Origin of the sequence: Cellvibrio sp. BR (genome assembly GCF_000263355.1) — a bacterium.
Lineage (GTDB): Bacteria > Pseudomonadota > Gammaproteobacteria > Pseudomonadales > Cellvibrionaceae > Cellvibrio.
Window position 1 is genome coordinate 1,200,070 of record NZ_JH668200.1, and the last position, 15,018, is coordinate 1,215,087.

The following is a 15,018-nucleotide window of genomic DNA, read 5'->3' on the forward strand; positions in this document are numbered from 1 at the left end:
TGATTAGGAGGGAGGGGCGCGGCTTGCGGGGTAGGCTCAGGTGCCACCGCTCCTGTATACTTCCGCCCTCCATTTTTCAGGCAAATTGGCTGAGGGCAAAACACAGAGTGAATCCAGCGGCACATGCGTTTATTCGTGGGTTACATAACCTGCGCCCCTGGCATCGCGGTTGCGTGGCGACCATTGGCTCATTTGATGGTGTGCATTTAGGGCATCAAGCCATCTTGCGCCAGTTGATTGATGTTAGTCGCTACTACAACTTACCGGCGGTGGTAATTGTATTCGAACCTCAGCCGCACGAATTTTTTTCGGGTGACAAAGCCCCCGCACGCTTGATGCGCCTGCGCGAAAAAGTACAGGCATTACTGGCTGCCGGTGTGGCACGCGTACTCTGCGTGCAATTCAATCAAGCCTTGCGCAACCTGACTGCCGAAGAATTTATCGAAAAAGTCCTGCTGGATGGTTTGGACATCAAACATTTGGTGGTGGGTGATGACTTCCGGTTTGGCTGTGATCGCCGCGGTGATTTTACGCTGTTGCAAAACATTGGGCGTGAGCGTGGTTTTGGTGTAACGGATACCTGTACTCTGGAGCTTCGGGGTGAGCGTGTTAGCAGCACCCGCATCCGCCAGTTGTTGGAAGTAGGCGATTTTGCACAGGCCGAAATCCTGTTGGGTAAACCTTACAGCATTAGTGGACGCATCGCCTACGGCCAGCAACTCGGGCGCAAACTCGGCGTGCCAACTGCCAATGTGCATTTGCGTCGTTATCGCTCACCGCTGCACGGAGTGTTTGCTGTTACTGCGCGCTTTGTCGATGGCAGCGTGCATCAGGGCGTCGCTAACGTTGGTGTGCGGCCAACTGTTACAGGGGATAAAAAGCCTCTGCTGGAAGTGCACCTGTTTAATTTTTCGCGCAAAGTCTACGGCGCGATGATCGATGTGGTGTTTCATACCAAATTGCGCGATGAAAAAAAATTCAATTCATTGGATGAATTGCAAGCGCAATTACAAACAGATATCAGTCAGGGGCAAGATTATTTCAGGGGCAATAGCCTCAGCTGATTTACAAGTTGCTGAAGATTGTCGATGTTCGGTTTTCGTAAAATGGAATACAAACTATGAGCAGCATTTGGCAACAAATAACCAGCACATTGGTGGCAGAGTTTTCTGACCTAAAAGATGTAAGCGAGATTACCACTCTCGTAACCCGCTTGCTGATGGCAGCATTGTTGGGTGGAATTCTGGGTTTTGAGCGCGAGCAGCGTGGCAAGGCGGCCGGTATTAAAACACATATGCTGGTAGCCATAGGCTCTGCATTATTCGTATTAATTCCCCAGCAGGCAGGTCTTTCAGAGCAAGAGTTAAGCCGGGTAATGCAGGGCATTATTGCGGGTATTGGTTTTTTGGGTGCCGGGGCAATCTTGAAAGGAAATGATGAAAAGGATCTTAAGGGTTTAACAACCGCTGCCGGTATTTGGTTGACAGCAGCCATTGGTGTGGCGGCCGGTTTAGGGCGCGAATCTTCAGCAATCCTCTGCACCTTATTAGCCCTGGCAATTCTGGTCACCATGCCAAAGGTGGTTGATCGGCTTGAAGTGAAAGACAAGCAATAATTTTCTGGCGATTTTCGCTAATTTTTTCTAAACATTTTTGTTAACAAGTTGACCGTGAATCATGATCGATTACAAAACAACACTGAATCTGCCTAACACCGGTTTTGCGATGAAAGCAAACCTCGCCCAGCGCGAGCCGGACATGTTGAAACAATGGCAAGCGAGTGATCTGTACCAACAGATTCGCGCCGCGCGTGTTGGCCGCGAGCAATTTATTTTGCATGACGGCCCACCCTACGCCAACGGCGATATTCATATCGGTCACGCGGTCAACAAAATTCTTAAAGACATTATTGTCAAGAGTAAAACCCTGAGCGGTTTTGATGCGCCCTATGTGCCGGGTTGGGATTGCCACGGCTTGCCGATCGAGCACAATGTTGAGAAAAAAATCGGCAAAGCGGGCGACAAAGTTGATGTAAAAACTTTTCGCAATAAATGCCGTGAATATGCCGCCAAACAAGTTGAAGGCCAAAAGGCTGACTTTGTGCGTTTGGGGGTTTTGGGTGAGTGGGATAAACCTTATCTCACCATGGATTACAAATTCGAAGCCGACATTATTCGCGCTCTCGGTAAAATTGCTGAAAACGGCCATCTGCACAAAGGTTTTAAACCTGTGTATTGGAGTGTGGTCGGCGGTTCCGCGCTCGCGGAAGCGGAAGTGGAATATCAGGATAAAACTTCTTTCTCCATCGACGTAAAATTTGCGTTTGTCGATCAAGCGGGGATTGCAAAAGCAATTACCGAATTAAGTGGCAGCGGAAAAATCTCTTTGGTGATCTGGACCACTACACCTTGGACATTGCCTGCAAACCAAGCGGTGTCTGCCAATGCGGAAGTTGATTACGCGTTAGTGCAAGTTGGCGATGAGCGCCTGCTAATTGCAGAAACCTTAATCGGCAGCGTGCTGGCGCGCGCAAAAATTGAAAGCCATGAAATCGTTGGTCGTGTAAAAGGTGCTGCGCTGGAAAACTTGCTGCTGCAGCATCCTTTTTATGCGCGTCAGGTTCCGGTGATTCTCGGTGATCATGTTACTACCGATGCGGGTACCGGTTTTGTTCACACCGCACCGGATCACGGCGCAGACGACTTTAATGTCGGTGTGAAATACGGTATCGGCACGCTGAATTACATCGACGATCACGGTACTTATCGTCCGAATGTGGAAATTTTCGCAGGCGATCATGTCTATAAAGTCGATGAAAAAGTTATTGCTTTGTTAATCGAAAAAAATGCATTGCTGGCGCAGGCAAAAATTACTCACAGTTTCCCGCACTGCTGGCGCACCAAAACCCCGCTGATTTTCCGCGCAACGCCGCAGTGGTTTGTGAGCATGAGCAAAAACAATTTGCGCGATCAGGTTGCGCAAGCGGTGGAGTCGGTTGAGTGGGTGCCGGACTGGGGCAAGGCGCGTATCGATGCAATGCTCGCCACCTCGCCCGATTGGTGTATCTCCCGGCAGCGCACTTGGGGCGTGCCCATTGCGTTATTTGTAAACAAAGAAACGCAAGAATTGCATCCGGAAACGGCACGCCTGATTGAAGCAGTTGCACAAAAAGTCGAGCAGGGTGGAATGGATGCCTGGTTTGAATTGGATGCCGCAGAATTGCTCGGCGCGGATGCCGATAAATATCAAAAAGTGACTGATACTCTCGATGTATGGTTCGATTCCGGTGTGACCCATTACGCCGTGCTTGCACAGCGCGCCGGTCTGCGTTTTCCCGCCGATTTATATCTCGAAGGTTCAGACCAGCATCGCGGTTGGTTCCAATCATCGCTCAAAACCTCCATGGCGATGCATGCGGTTCCACCTTACAAAACCGTGTTGACCCATGGTTTTGTAGTGGATGCGCAGGGTCGCAAGATGTCCAAGTCGATTGGCAATGTAATCCCGCCGCAAAAAGTGATGAACGATTTGGGTGCAGATGTGTTGCGCCTGTGGGTTGCTGCTACAGATTTCAGCACCGAGATGAGTGTGTCGGATGAAATTCTGAAACGCACTGCCGATTCTTATCGACGTATCCGCAATACTGCGCGGTTTATTTTGTCCAATCTCACTGGATTTAATCCGGCAGCTGATACTGTGCCAGTTGGAAATATGCTGCAACTGGATCGCTGGATTGTGGCGCGCACTGCGCAGTTGCAGCAAGAAATTATCGCTGCTTACGATAGCTACCAATTACATTTGATCTACCAAAAATTGCACAATTTCTGTGTTGTAGAATTAGGTGGTTTCTATCTCGATATTATTAAAGATCGTCAGTACACCGTAAAAGGCGATGCGCTTGCGCGCCGTTCGGCGCAAACTGCTTTGCAATATGTAATTGAAGCAATGGTGCGCTGGATCGCGCCGATTTTAAGTTTCACTGCCGATGAAATCTGGAAAGAAATTGCGGGTGAGCGCGAAGCGAATGTGTTTGTTGCTGAGTGGTATCAGTTGCCCACAATGCCAGCGGACTCCTTTGCTGACAGCTACTGGGAATTGATCGCGCAAGTGAAAGATGCCGTAAACAAAGTGCTGGAAGCAAAACGTACTGCGGGTGAAGTGGGTGGTTCATTAGGCGCGGAAGTGATTTTGTATTGCGATGAAAAATTGCAAATCGAATTACAAAAACTCGCCAATGAATTGCGTTTTGTGTTGATCACCTCCACAGCGGTAATTCGTCCACTTGGCGAAGCGCATAATGCAGTTGCAACCGATGTTGTTGGTCTGCAGGTGGCAGTGAAAAAATCCGAACACGCGAAATGCGAACGCTGCTGGCATCATCGTGCAGATGTGGGTGCAAATACAACGTACCCAACTATTTGCTTGCGCTGTGTGGAAAACGTGGATGGTGCGGGCGAAACCCGTCAGTTCGCGTAATTACTTTTGCAGGGGCGCTGCTTGCCGCGCCCTGTCTGTGCAAATATTTTTATTGGATGTTTATTGGGCTCAGCAAGCGGGGCCCCATAGGTGTTGTCAATAATCAATCATGGTGAAACGAAAATAATGGCAGACAAAATCTACCAAAAATCTTGGTTCTGGTATCTCGTTGCACTGGTGATAGTGGCACTGGATCAAGCCAGTAAACATGCCATAGAAGCAGCGTTTGAATATGGCGAGACGAAAGTCTTTACCTCATTTTTTAATTTCACCTTGGCTTACAATCCTGGTGCAGCGTTTAGTTTTCTTGCCGGTGCGGGTGGTTGGCAGCGCTGGTTTTTTGCCGTTATCGCTATTGCCGCTAGCGTGCTGTTGAGTGTGTGGATTTCACGCACGGCGCAGCAAAAACCGCGCGAGGCTTTTGCGTTGGCATTTATTCTTGGTGGTGCATTAGGCAATCTCTATGATCGTATTGTGCTCGGCCATGTAGTGGATTTTATTGTGGTGCATTATCACGATAATTATTGGCCAGCATTCAATATCGCAGACTCAGCGATTACTTTGGGTGCGGCGGTATTGATTATCGATATGTTATTTAGCAAAGAGAAACCAGCGAATGCGTGAATTAGCAATTGGTCCCGGCACAAAAATCACCTTGCATTTTGCCTTGCAGTTGGACAATGGCGAATTAGTGGATACCAATTTTGAGCGCGACCCGGCGACCTTTACTGTTGGGGATGGCAATCTATTACCTGGTTTTGAGAAGGCATTGTTCGGCATGCTCGAAGGTGAGCATAAAACGGTGGTAATCAAACCGGAAGACGGATTTGGTCAACGCAATCCGAATAATATTCAAGAGATTGCACGCAGCCAGTTCAGCCCGGATTTAGAGTTGAGCGAAGGCCTAATGCTGTCTTTTGCTGACGCGCAAAAAACCGAGCTTCCCGGTGTCGTTGTAAGCTTTGATGAAGATGTGGTGGTGGTTGATTTTAACCATCCCTTGGCGGGTCGCGATATCTTATTTGAAGTCGCTATTCTCAAAATCGAACCGGTTCAGGTGCACTGATCATGACTCAAATCAAACTCGCCAATCCCCGTGGTTTTTGTGCGGGTGTCGACCGCGCAATTGATATAGTGAACCGCGCGCTTGATGTTTTTGGTGCGCCAATTTATGTGCGTCATGAAGTTGTGCATAACAAATTTGTGGTGGATTCTCTGCGCGAGCGCGGTGCAATTTTTGTCGACGAAGTGGATCAAGTTCCTGATGATGTGATTCTTATTTTTAGCGCCCATGGTGTATCGCAAGCGGTACGGCAAGAAGCAGAGGCGCGCGGCTTGCAGGTGTTTGATGCGACCTGTCCACTGGTGACCAAGGTGCATATCGAAGTGACACGCTACAGTCGCGAAGGTCGCGAATGTATTTTGATTGGTCACGAAGGTCACCCGGAAGTTGAGGGCACCATGGGGCAGTACAGTACCAGTAACGGCGGTGCAATTTATTTGGTAGAGGATGAAGCTGATGTTGATGCACTTGTAGTACATGACCCGGAAGACCTTGCCTACGTTACCCAGACCACGCTTTCTATGGATGACACTGCCAAGGTAATTGAAGCGCTACGCAATAAATTCCCCAAGATTCAGGGGCCGCGCCGCGATGATATTTGCTATGCAACTACCAATCGCCAGGATGCTGTGCGTCAGCTCGCGTTAGAGTGTGATTTGGTTCTTGTTGTTGGCTCACCTAACTCGTCCAACTCAAATCGTTTGCGCGAATTGGCCGAGCGCTGTGGAACGGAAGCTTATTTAATCGATGGACCTGAAGATATTAATCCGGAGTGGATTAAAAATCGCACCAGCATTGGTATTACCGCTGGTGCTTCTGCGCCAGAAATTTTGGTGAAACAGGTCATCGACAAATTAAAAGCCTGCGGCGCACAAGTGCCAATCGAAATGGACGGCACTCCTGAAAATATCAGCTTTTCACTACCTAAAGCGCTGCGGCAATAAAACTGCAGCAGCGCAGTTATTTATTATTTAGTTAATTTCATCGCATTCTGTTTTTGTCAGCGTTTTAACTCTGGTTCTTCCTCCCCGCGATAGTACCAGAGCATAACCACTACCCTCTGTGTATGGACAAATTTTGATGGTTCCCACCTGAAATGCGCCGGTGTTATTTATTCCCAGTTTCCTTCCTTCACCGGTGCCAATGAAGGATACATATTTTTCCACATGGGTATTGGCATCGATTTTTACTTTTGTCAGCGCGCTCTTCTCCTGCTTTAAGGTCTCTTCCCCGTTTAGCTCCCCGTCATCATTCTCATCAATAAATAGAGTCCACCCTTGTTTCCAATCTTCCTGGTTTGCAAGTAATACCGTACGTTTATTGCTGGTCACTGCGAGAGTTCGTGCTGACTCTATTGCGCGCAATAGATCGTGCATCGCTACTTTGGTTTGGATGTTTTTGAACTGCTCTGAAAAGCTGGGAATGCCCAGGGCGAGGATGATTGCTAACACTAGCAGGCAAATCATTAATTCAATCAGAGTAAAACCTTGCGGTTTCATGGGGGGACCCTCCGTGGTTGGTTGTCATGGCTAAATAAACATAGCATCAGGTTGTAGCCGTTCATGCTTCCTTGTTGACCGGATATCGCACCCTTGCTCGAGGTATAGAGAGGATGTGATACCTTGAAAGGAATATAAAGTGGTAGAAGTTAATTGTCTAGAGCGACATCAGCCATGGGCGACAACTTTACTTTTGTCTCGGTATTTATCGTAAATAGGCATAGATGATGGGGAAAATAAAAGGTTTCACTCTTGTTGAGTTAATGGTCACCTTGGCTGTTGCTGCGATTGCCCTAGGTATAGCGATCCCAAGTTTTAATCAAACTATGCGCAACAATAGCTCCAGTGGTCTTGGTTCTGAATTGGCGGGCGCGCTTAACTATGCTCGATCTGAAGCAGTGAAGCGGGCCAAACGGGTTTCTATTTGCGCTTCTAATGATGGCGCTACTTGTTTGGCAGCGAACAATTGGAAAGAGGGATGGCTGGTATTTATTGATGATGCGGCGGCAGACAGTACAGCCGCAGTAACCGTGGGGACAGTTTTGCGTTATTGGAGCGATCTTAACCCCTTGGCGGTGATCAGTGCCCGGAAAACCGGTACCGCCACCGATGTCAGTTTTATTCGTTTTAACAGTACTGGGGCGCTAGCTCGGGTGGATCAACTGGGGCGTCGCTTTACCGCTCGGGTGACGGATTGCAAAGGTAATGCCGCTACCCAAATTGATGTAGGTTTGGCGGGAATGTTAAGCACCACCAAACAAGCATGCCCATAGGTGAGGAAGGGTTATGGTCAATAAAAAAATACAATCAGGCGCCACACTTATCGAAGTGGCTATTACTGTGCTAGTGCTTGCAACTTCACTGTTGGCAATGGCGACTTTGCAGACTCGCTCATTACAGTTTAATCAGAGTGCGTTTATGCGCTCACAAGCCAATATTCACGCCTACGACATAATGGACCGTATGCGCATCAACCGCGGTACCGACGGCGATAACCGGTTATCCGCTTATACCGCTGATTATGAGGCTGATCCAGCCGGTAACGCTGTCGCGTCTGCAGACGTTGCAGATTGGCGCGCAAGGCTTGAGAAAGATTTGCCTGAAGGCAAAGGTAAGATTGCCTGTGTGCAGGCAACCCGTATTTGTACCGTCTCTATTAAATGGAAAGACTCTTCGTTATTCGATGAGAACGATGATGATGAGGATGTCGCTGCAGAGGCAACCAGTGAATTTGAATTTACGTCGGTTATTTGAGAGCTGATCTATGAAGAAGCAGAAAGGTTTATCACTGATTGAGCTCATGATTGCCATCACATTGGGTTTGATTTTGATCACCGGTGTGTTGCAAGTATTTATCTCCAGCAAAACGGTTTACACAACCCAGCAAGCGTTGTCGCGCATACAGGAAACCGGGCGCTTGGCTATCGATTTTTTGGCGCGCGATATTCGTATGGCAGGCTATATGGGGTGTGCTACGCGCTCATCGGAAATGAAAGTAACCAATACTTTGAATGACAAGGATAATTATAAATACGATTTTGGCACCGCGATTATGGGGTATACCGCCGCTGCGCTACCTGCAAATCACGGTCTGAGTCCATTGCCCAAAGCCGATACTGATTTTTTTGTGCTGCGTGGTGCTTATGGTTCGGGTGTTCAGGTCAGTAAAAATAACGAATCGGCGCAAGTATTTGTCACGCTTACTAGTAACGAACCTAAAGCCTGTGCAGATGGTTCGACACGAATCAGCGGCATTTGCCAGGGTGACATCCTCGTATTAACCGATTGCACCAAAGCAAAGGTATTTCAGGCAACTAAGGTAACTGTGGCGAGCGATGAGGTAAACCTTAATCACGATGGGTCTGGCGCTAGCCCCGGCAATGCAATTACCAGTTGGGGGGGGAATTCCGGTAATGACGAAGATACCTTTAAACCAGGCGCGGAATTGTTATCTGCCACCAGTATTACTTACTTCATTGCCACTGGCGCCTCTGGGCGTCCTAGCCTCTGGCAAAATGTTAATAACGATAATTTGGAGTTGCTTGAAGGCGTTGATGATATGAGTGTGACCTATGGCGTGGATGATAATGGAGATTATGTTCCGGATGATTATCTACCCGCTGGCGATATAGCGCTGACTAAGTGGGCACAGGTTGTTGCAATGCGTGTTGAGTTATTGGTGAGCAGTATTGATGATGGTGTTTTGCCTGAAACACAAACTTATAGCTTCGCCGGAGAAGACGATATAACTCCCGACCCAGTTGATAGGCGATTACGCCAAGTGTTCACCACTACCGTTGGTATTCGCAGTCGCTCCTTTTAAAACAAATTATGTTCTGGATGTGTTTATGAAACAGCGAACAATTGTAATCAAGCAGCAAACTGGCGCGGTTCTTATTGTCGGCCTAGTGCTCCTACTGATTCTTACCGTTATTGGTCTCGCGTCAATTCGCGGCAGTGATTTGCAGGAGCGCATGGCAGGCAATATGCGTGACCGCAATATCGCTTTTCAGGCTTCTGAAGCGGCTCTTCGCGAGGGTGAAAATATTCTTGATCCTCTTGATTTTCCGGTTCTGCCCAGTTTTACCGGATCCGTTATTGGTTATTGGCCGGATTTAAATAAAAGTTCCAATTACTCCCCCAGTCTGCTGGGTAGCTGGCCTTATATTGAAGGCTCTACTACGGTACGTGGACTGCGCCCTACTATTTGGACTGCGGCGCAGTGGGAAGCAAATAGCGTTCAGTTGGATGAAGATACAATTAGTGGTCTTACTGAACAGCCACGCTACACAATTGAAAAAGTGATAGTGACAGGGCTTGCTGCAAGCCAGGGTAGCGGTGTGGATCACGAGAGTGTTGAAAAGTTACAGGACGCAGAATTTTATCGTATAACCAGCCGTGGGCTCGGTTTGACAGCGGATGCGGAAGTGATTTTGCAATCCACATTTGCTCGTTAATCCAGTTAGTTTTGGAGAATTATATGCACAAAATATCATCTTCTTTTAAAGCGCTCGCCAAAACCTGGATTGCCGCTGTTGCGGGTGGCCTTGCGTTGTCGCTCACGCATATAGCAGTGGCTGAACCACATCAGAGTCCACTGTTTTTGATGGCGCCGGTGAAGCCAATAGTTATGCTGAACATGTCGCGGGATCATCAGCTTTTTTTCAAATTATATGATGACTATGGAGATCTGACCGACCCTAATGGCGGCAATCCAGATACTTCGCCGGATACAACTTACATCACTAAATATGAATACTACGGCTATTTTGACAGTAAAAAATGCTACAAATACAACACAACAGATCAGTTGTTCGAGCCCAAAGAAGCAACTACCAGCGATCACTATTGCACTGCAAATTCGGAGTTATGGAGTGGTAATTTTTTAAACTGGGCCTCAATGACGCGCATGGATGCTGTTCGCAAAATTCTTTACGGTGGGCTGCGCTCCACCGACTCAAGCACTGCTACCGTTTTAGAGCGCGCCTTATTGCCTCATGACGCCCACTCTTTTGCAAAATTTTACGATGGTTCTGACATTGAGAAATTAACTCCGTTTACTGTTCCCAAGTTACAGTCAAATACAGCGGCTACAGGTATTACGATTTGTAATACCACGGCCGATACCGATCTCAACTCCAATCTTTCGCAAACCATCACCAGCCCGCCTTTGCTTAGAGTAGCAAAAGGAAATTATTCGCTGTGGGCAAGCAACGAGCGCTGGCAGTGCAGGTTTGACGGAGCCGGTAACGATAACGTGATCGCCGGTTCCGGAATTTATGCTTATGGGACTGCACCGAGCGCCAATTCGGGCAACAAATTGAGTGTCGCCAGTCTTGCGACCAATGGTGAGTATGTTGCGCGCGTTAAAGTGTGTGTTGAGGGGTTATTGGAAACTAACTGTAAACAATATCCAACTGTAGGTAGTGCTAAAAAACCGATTGGCCTGCTGCAGGAGTTTGGTGAAGATGAAACAATTTTGTTCGGTTTGATGACCGGTTCATACTCCAAAAATAAATCGGGAGGTGTCTTACGAAAAGCGGTAGGCAATATGGCAACTGAGATCAATATCAATACTAATGGTACATTTACGGGCGCGAATGGTGCAATTAAAACCTTAAATAGCCTAAAAATATACGGCTATAACTACGGCACTCCCGGCACGCCCCTTGGTTCTGATGGTACTTATAGCCTCACTGATGCCGGTAACGATAGTTGTCCTGGCGGTATATCGGGGTTTGCCAATGGCACGTGCAGTAACTGGGGAAACCCGCAATCAGAAATTTATTTGGAATCCTTGCGTTATTTGGGTGGGGCATCGGCACCCTTATATTTGGCGGATGATTCTACCCGTATTGCCGGGTTGGGAACGGTGGGGTGGCCTGATTCTGCTGCCGTGCGACCTTTAAATAATGAGAACTATTGCGCCCCTTTGAGTGTTTTACAGTTTAACGCGTCTAGTTCTTCATTTGATGATGATGAGTTAGCTGGTGCGTCGGATATTGGTGTGTTGGATATCAATGCATTAATAGACGAATTAGGCAAGCCCGCCTATGAGAATCTTTCTGGTTCTTACTTTGTAGGTCAAAATAGCGCTGATAAAAACGGTATCTGTACTGGCAAGGCCTTTTCTAAATTATCTGAATTTTTAGGCACCTGTCCTGATGCTCCGCGCTTAAAGGGTAGCTATGCAATTAGCGGATTGGCTCACTATGCCCGCAAAAACGATATCAATTCTGCGGTGAAGGGGACGCAAGTTGTGCGCACCTATGGGGTTGCACTCGCGCCCGCCGTGCCTTCAATTAAAATTCCAGTGCCAGGTACGGCTGATAAAAAAATTGAAATTCTACCCGCGTGTAAAAGTAATCGTACAACCACAACTGTGGACGGCCAAACAGGGCAGCCCGCTACACGAGAGGGTAATTGTGCGATTGTTGATTTTAAAATCGTTCAGAGTGACATTAAGCCAAATAATATTAAAAACACTGCAAAACTCTATGTGAATTGGGAATCCGCGGAGCAAGGTCTCGATTACGATCAGGACGTATGGGGGACACTGGATATTGAAGTTGTAAGTAATGAGGTTCGAGTGACATCGAGGGTTTATACCGCCTCAACTGCTGCATCCATGGGTTTTGGATATGTTCTCAGCGGAACGGCAAATGACGATGGTTTTAAGGTTCATTCCGGATTACGGGACTTTATCGAACCCAATACCTATTGTGATGCAGCGGATAAGTGCACTTGTCGTGTGAATGATGGCTCAGGTCCTTGTGAAATTACGGTGGCGGCAGATGGTACTTTGTCTGGCCTTGCCGTTACTCCTCAGCAGACATATTCAATTGCCACCACCACAGCAAGTGCTCAGGCAAAGTTCCTGAAATCACCACTTGAGTTGGCGGCGAAGTGGGGTGGCTATTCATTAGATTTTGAAAAAGCTGTTAACGACGGCAAGCTCAATCTTCAAGAAGAGATTAAAAAGCAGCCAAAACCCGAAGCCTATTTTTATGCCACCGACCCCCGAACGTTGGAAAAATCCCTTCGTGATGCGTTGAAACTTGCTGCGGCAACCACTGGTTCTTCTGCGACGGTTGCCTCCAACTCAACCCGCTTGGAAGATGAAACCAAGGTATACCAAGCTTTATTCAATAGTAAGGATTGGAGCGGCGCCATCCGCGCGTATCCACTCGAAGAGGATGGCAAGATTGATAAATCCAATATCTCCTGGGATACGGATAAGACCTTAACTGCCTCCTCGACGCGCAAGATATACACCTTGGGTGATAGCGGGCAAGTCAACCTGAGCAGTGCAGGCTGGGCCAACAGTGCTGCGAGCGCACTAAAAGCCGCGTTGCAGCTGTCAACTGAAACTACCACTGATAATGCACAAAAACGGTTTAACTGGTTATTGGGAGCCGAGCAGACCGATATGCGCAAACGCACCAAGTTATTAGGCGATATTGTGAATTCTGATCCCGGTTATGCTGGTGCTGGTAGTCAGCGCTACAACGTCTTGCCCGCTACCTATGGGGCTGCGACTTACGAAACTTATGTGGGCTCCAAGGTGAAGCGCACAAAAGCAGTATTTGTGGGCGCAAATGACGGCATGATGCATGCCTTTAATGCGGAGACGGGGGCAGAGCTGTTCGCTTATATCCCGAGAGGTGTTTACTCCAAGCTCGCCTCTTTGTCGAATGTCAATTACCAGCATACATACACTGTTGACGGCCCTATCTACGTGGGTGATGCCTACATAGATAGCAATAATGATAACGTCAAAGAATGGCGCACTCTGGTGGGGGGAACTTTGGGGGCCGGTGGTCGCGGCGCTTATTTATTGGATGTCACCGATGTGCTTGCCACTGGCGGTGAGCCGCGTATTATTTTTGATATCCATGCTGATGACGCAACGCTGACCTACAAGGACGACTTGGGTTACAGCAACGGTAAGATGCTGATCGTACCTGCGGCTAATGATCGCTGGGTAGCGGTGCTTAGCAATGGTACTGAAAGTACTAATGGTACTGCCAAGTTGATTGCGATAGATGTCGAAAAACCTTCCTCTTTTTTTGTGTCAATTGCGACCTCCGACCAAACTGATAACGGGCTGTCTGGCGCCGCACTTTTACCAAACTCACAGGGTGTTTCTACCTATGCCTATGCCGGTGACTTGAAAGGTAATATGTGGAAGTTTGATCTTACATCTAACTCTATCGGTAGTTGGAAGGCTGCTTTGAGTGGTAAACCGCTCATTACAGTTATGGATTCTAAAGGGACTTTGCAGCCCATTACCGGTACCCCAACCTTGGGTAGAAATGCCCTCAAACCAGCAGGAAGTGGAGCGAACCAAACTCCATCGGTAATGGTTTATTTTGGTACCGGTAAATATTCCGAAGTGGCCGACATCGCCAGTACTGCGGTACAGAGTATTTATGCGATCGCAGACACTAATAGTGCTATTTTGATGACAGCCGCGAACCGCAGTACCACATTAAAAGAAAAAGTTATCACCGTGGAAGCCAATGGTATGCGCACTGTTGAACCGGATGCAACTCCGGTTACTTCAGAGGAACCGGCTGTCGATTGGGATGATTACGATGGCTGGTATCTTGATTTGAGTTACAAAAAGGTGGCTAAAGGTGAGCGTGTTATCGTTAAGCCACTGCTGTTATTTGATCGCCTTATTGTGAACACATTTATTCCATCACCAAACCAGTGTGATTATGGTGGCAGCGGGTGGTTAATGGAGCTAACGGGGGTTGGCGATAAGTTTATCGGCCTCAAAGTGCTGCTAGGTAATGCCAATATAGAGTTAGTTGACCCTATTCTGGGGGATTTGATTCCCATTATGGCGGGTGAAAAAGTAGTTATTCTGGGCAGTGAATTGAGTGGTGATATTGAGGCTTTTCTCGGCGAGGCGGGCGCAGGCTCTCGTGGTCGCATGTCCTGGCGTCAAATAAAATAAGGGGTTTTTATGCGCAACGGTGTTCGTGGTTTTACCTTGATTGAGTTGATGATAGGGGTGGCGATTATTGGCATTCTTGCTGGTATCGCTTATCCCTCTTATTTGAAACAAGTGCAAAAAAGCAATCGTTCGGATGCAAAGGTGGCACTAAACGAGGCTGCCCAGCGGTTGCAACGGTGTTTTACTGCACATGGTAAATACGATACCGCTGCTGGCGTTTGTGCTGTTGTTGATAGTCTGCAAACACCGGGAGGAATAACTTCGACCGAAGGTTTCTATCAGGTAAAAATTGCCGCAGATGCAGATCTCGACACGGCCACCTACAAATTGACAGCAACACCAGTCTCTGGCGGACGTCAGGATAGTGATGACGATTGTGATCGGTTTACCCTCAATCAGCTTGGCGTGAGAGCGGCTTTTAAGTCAGGCAATGTGGATAATACGGATAATTGTTGGTAGCTTTAGTTATCCATTTAGCTTAGAACTACCTTTTTAGAAGCGCTGCTGGTAAAACAA

General features: G+C 47.8%; 13 protein-coding genes. 12 read left to right on the top strand and 1 reads right to left on the bottom strand.

Annotated features, from left to right (window positions below):
• Window positions 1-107: 107 nt before the first annotated feature.
• From ribF to ispH, 6 genes are all read left to right on the top strand, one after another.
• Window positions 108-1,064: a bifunctional riboflavin kinase/FAD synthetase gene (ribF, locus tag O59_RS05050; RefSeq protein WP_007640186.1), complete on the top strand. Its 957-nt coding sequence runs from the start codon at window positions 108-110 to the stop codon at window positions 1,062-1,064.
• A 56-nt stretch (window positions 1,065-1,120) separates the two neighbouring features.
• Window positions 1,121-1,615 carry an MgtC/SapB family protein gene (locus O59_RS05055; protein WP_007640187.1) on the top strand — a complete coding sequence of 165 codons (495 nt, stop codon included), beginning with the start codon at window positions 1,121-1,123 and terminating at the stop codon, window positions 1,613-1,615.
• A gap of 61 nt (window positions 1,616-1,676) precedes the next feature.
• Window positions 1,677-4,475, top strand: coding sequence for an isoleucine--tRNA ligase (gene ileS, locus O59_RS05060; protein WP_007640188.1), 2,799 nt, complete (start codon window positions 1,677-1,679; stop codon window positions 4,473-4,475).
• A 126-nt stretch (window positions 4,476-4,601) separates the two neighbouring features.
• Window positions 4,602-5,099 (top strand): signal peptidase II, encoded by a 498-nt coding sequence (lspA, locus tag O59_RS05065; RefSeq protein ID WP_007640192.1) that lies wholly within the window; start codon window positions 4,602-4,604, stop codon window positions 5,097-5,099.
• Window positions 5,092-5,541, top strand: coding sequence for a peptidylprolyl isomerase (locus O59_RS05070; protein ID WP_007640193.1), 450 nt, complete (start codon window positions 5,092-5,094; stop codon window positions 5,539-5,541). Before lspA ends, O59_RS05070 begins: the two co-directional genes overlap by 8 nt.
• Window positions 5,542-5,543: 2 nt before the next feature.
• Window positions 5,544-6,482 carry a 4-hydroxy-3-methylbut-2-enyl diphosphate reductase gene (gene ispH, locus O59_RS05075; protein WP_007640195.1) on the top strand — a complete coding sequence of 313 codons (939 nt, stop codon included), beginning with the start codon at window positions 5,544-5,546 and terminating at the stop codon, window positions 6,480-6,482.
• A gap of 27 nt (window positions 6,483-6,509) precedes the next feature.
• Here the strand turns inward: ispH and O59_RS05080 are convergent, their stop codons facing one another.
• Window positions 6,510-7,037 carry a GspH/FimT family pseudopilin gene (locus tag O59_RS05080; RefSeq protein ID WP_007640196.1) on the bottom strand — a complete coding sequence of 176 codons (528 nt, stop codon included), beginning with the start codon at window positions 7,035-7,037 and terminating at the stop codon, window positions 6,510-6,512.
• A gap of 227 nt (window positions 7,038-7,264) precedes the next feature.
• Here O59_RS05080 and O59_RS20905 point away from each other — a divergent pair, with 227 nt between their 5' ends.
• Genes O59_RS20905 through O59_RS21970 form a run of 6 tightly spaced genes read left to right on the top strand, consistent with a single transcriptional unit; the run spans window position 7,265 to window position 14,961 of the window.
• Entirely contained in the window at window positions 7,265-7,810 is a 546-nt protein-coding gene (locus O59_RS20905) for a GspH/FimT family pseudopilin (RefSeq protein ID WP_050976947.1), read from the top strand.
• A 13-nt stretch (window positions 7,811-7,823) separates the two neighbouring features.
• Window positions 7,824-8,291, top strand: a complete 468-nt coding sequence (gene pilV, locus O59_RS05090; protein ID WP_007640198.1) for a type IV pilus modification protein PilV — start codon at window positions 7,824-7,826, stop codon at window positions 8,289-8,291.
• Window positions 8,292-8,301: 10 nt separating this feature from the next.
• The gene (locus O59_RS05095) at window positions 8,302-9,360 is read left to right on the top strand and encodes a PilW family protein (protein ID WP_040391201.1); all 1,059 of its coding nucleotides are present in this window, start codon (window positions 8,302-8,304) and stop codon (window positions 9,358-9,360) included.
• Window positions 9,361-9,385: 25 nt separating this feature from the next.
• Window positions 9,386-9,994, top strand: coding sequence for a PilX N-terminal domain-containing pilus assembly protein (locus tag O59_RS21675; RefSeq protein ID WP_040391202.1), 609 nt, complete (start codon window positions 9,386-9,388; stop codon window positions 9,992-9,994).
• A 23-nt stretch (window positions 9,995-10,017) separates the two neighbouring features.
• Entirely contained in the window at window positions 10,018-14,502 is a 4,485-nt protein-coding gene (locus O59_RS05105) for a pilus assembly protein (RefSeq protein ID WP_007640203.1), read from the top strand.
• Window positions 14,503-14,511: 9 nt separating this feature from the next.
• The gene (locus O59_RS21970; RefSeq protein ID WP_007640205.1) at window positions 14,512-14,961 is read left to right on the top strand and encodes a type IV pilin protein; all 450 of its coding nucleotides are present in this window, start codon (window positions 14,512-14,514) and stop codon (window positions 14,959-14,961) included.
• The last annotated feature ends 57 nt before the right edge of the window (window positions 14,962-15,018 follow it).

What these genes read in the sequence shown, in the direction of transcription:
- O59_RS05055 (WP_007640187.1), top strand. Translation starts at nt 1,121, where the DNA reads ATGAGCAGCATTTGGCAACAAATAACCAGCACATTGGTGGCAGAGTTT.
- ileS (WP_007640188.1), top strand. Translation starts at nt 1,677, where the DNA reads ATGATCGATTACAAAACAACACTGAATCTGCCTAACACCGGTTTTGCG.
- lspA (WP_007640192.1), top strand. Translation starts at nt 4,602, where the DNA reads ATGGCAGACAAAATCTACCAAAAATCTTGGTTCTGGTATCTCGTTGCA.
- O59_RS05070 (WP_007640193.1), top strand. Translation starts at nt 5,092, where the DNA reads ATGCGTGAATTAGCAATTGGTCCCGGCACAAAAATCACCTTGCATTTT.
- ispH (WP_007640195.1), top strand. Translation starts at nt 5,544, where the DNA reads ATGACTCAAATCAAACTCGCCAATCCCCGTGGTTTTTGTGCGGGTGTC.
- O59_RS05080 (WP_007640196.1), bottom strand. Translation starts at nt 7,037, where the DNA reads ATGAAACCGCAAGGTTTTACTCTGATTGAATTAATGATTTGCCTGCTA.
- O59_RS20905 (WP_050976947.1), top strand. Translation starts at nt 7,265, where the DNA reads ATGGGGAAAATAAAAGGTTTCACTCTTGTTGAGTTAATGGTCACCTTG.
- pilV (WP_007640198.1), top strand. Translation starts at nt 7,824, where the DNA reads ATGGTCAATAAAAAAATACAATCAGGCGCCACACTTATCGAAGTGGCT.
- O59_RS05095 (WP_040391201.1), top strand. Translation starts at nt 8,302, where the DNA reads ATGAAGAAGCAGAAAGGTTTATCACTGATTGAGCTCATGATTGCCATC.
- O59_RS21675 (WP_040391202.1), top strand. Translation starts at nt 9,386, where the DNA reads ATGAAACAGCGAACAATTGTAATCAAGCAGCAAACTGGCGCGGTTCTT.
- O59_RS05105 (WP_007640203.1), top strand. Translation starts at nt 10,018, where the DNA reads ATGCACAAAATATCATCTTCTTTTAAAGCGCTCGCCAAAACCTGGATT.
- O59_RS21970 (WP_007640205.1), top strand. Translation starts at nt 14,512, where the DNA reads ATGCGCAACGGTGTTCGTGGTTTTACCTTGATTGAGTTGATGATAGGG.